Origin of the sequence: Mesorhizobium sp. M5C.F.Ca.IN.020.32.2.1, from assembly GCF_004023105.1 — a bacterium.
GTDB classification, from domain to species: domain Bacteria; phylum Pseudomonadota; class Alphaproteobacteria; order Rhizobiales; family Rhizobiaceae; genus Mesorhizobium; species Mesorhizobium wenxiniae.
In genome coordinates this window covers 1-864 of record NZ_RZSX01001431.1, presented here as the reverse complement: position 1 = coordinate 864, position 864 = coordinate 1, and the positions used below count along the sequence as shown (strand labels likewise).

Annotated in this window: 1 protein-coding gene; it reads right to left on the bottom strand. The window is 66.6% G+C overall.

Translation table 11 applies throughout. The features are described from left to right. Positions 1-769 (bottom strand): ornithine cyclodeaminase family protein (locus EOA86_RS36555; protein WP_128345828.1); only part of this gene is annotated, 769 nt, incomplete at its 3' end. Between the last annotated feature and the right edge of the window lie 95 nt (positions 770-864).

The following is an 864-nucleotide window of genomic DNA, read 5'->3' as shown; positions in this document are numbered from 1 at the left end:
CCTTGGCGGCGCCTGCCCGGGTATCGACGTAGACGCGAGCACGCGCAATCGCATCGTCGTCGCTTTCGCGCATGACCGGCGTGAAGCCGCCGACCAGATCGACATTGGTGCCCGGCTTCAACAGCGCGCCCTTGATCAGCGGCGTGGTCGTGATGGTCGCCGACGAAACGATGTCGGCCTGGCCGATTTCGGCGTCGAGATCGCTCGCGGCGGTGGCCGCAAAGCCCTCGGCGCGCAATTCCGCCGCAACCTTTTCGGCATTGGCCGGTGTGCGGTTCCAGATGCGGATTGCGGTGATCGGCCGCACCGCTGAATGCGCCCTGGCGAGGAACGGCGACAGCGCGCCGGCGCCGACCACCAGCAGCCGCTCAGCGTCCTCGCGGGCCAGATAGGAAGCGGCCAGCGCCGAGGCGCAGGCCGTGCGCCACTGCGTCAGCCGCTGGCCATCGATCATGGCTTCAGGCTCGCCGGTCGCGCCGTCGAGCAGGAGGTAAAGCCCCATCACAGCGGGTTTGCCTACGGTGTTGTTGTCGGGCGACACCGTGACGATCTTGACGCCGATATGGCCGCCTGCCGACGTGCCGGCCGCATTGAAGTCGGTCCAGGCAGGCATCAGGAGCAGCGTCGAGGCCGCGCCGTCGGGCCGTTCGACCGTATGGTGATGCCTGACCGGTTGTACCGCGCCATCGCGAAAGGCCGCGCGCAGCGTCTCGACCAGGCCGGGAAAGGTCAGCGCTTGATCGACCTCGGCCGCCGAAATGGTCAGCATGGGAAACTCCATGGAGAGAAATACGCCTAACGCATAACCGAAAATGGTACAGCGTCCTTTGCGCGTCCCAAAGGACGTGCGGCGCTGTGTTGGCT